Below are 237 nucleotides of genomic sequence, written 5' to 3' on the forward strand. Positions count from 1 at the left end.
CGACACGTCGGAACTGCTTGAGCTTTGAGAAGCAGCATTCGACGAGATGACGCTGGGCGTAGAGATGCTTGTCGAGTGGGTATTTGAGCGCGCGTGACGGATTGTTGGGGATGACGGCGAGCGCGCCCTTGGCTGCGATGGCCTGACGCAAGTGATCGGCGTCATAGGCTGTATCGGCCATGACGACCCCGGCGGACAGTCCCTCGATCAATGTGGCGGCTTGCGGTGCATCGCCCT

1 pseudogene is annotated in these 237 nt (G+C 61.2%); it reads right to left on the reverse strand.

Features of this window, described 5'->3' with window-relative positions:
* A pseudogene (locus tag FNJ47_RS48960) lies at nucleotides 1-237 on the reverse strand (IS5/IS1182 family transposase); the annotation flags it as partial.

The organism is Bradyrhizobium uaiense (genome assembly GCF_010811875.1).
GTDB classification, from domain to species: domain Bacteria; phylum Pseudomonadota; class Alphaproteobacteria; order Rhizobiales; family Xanthobacteraceae; genus Bradyrhizobium; species Bradyrhizobium uaiense.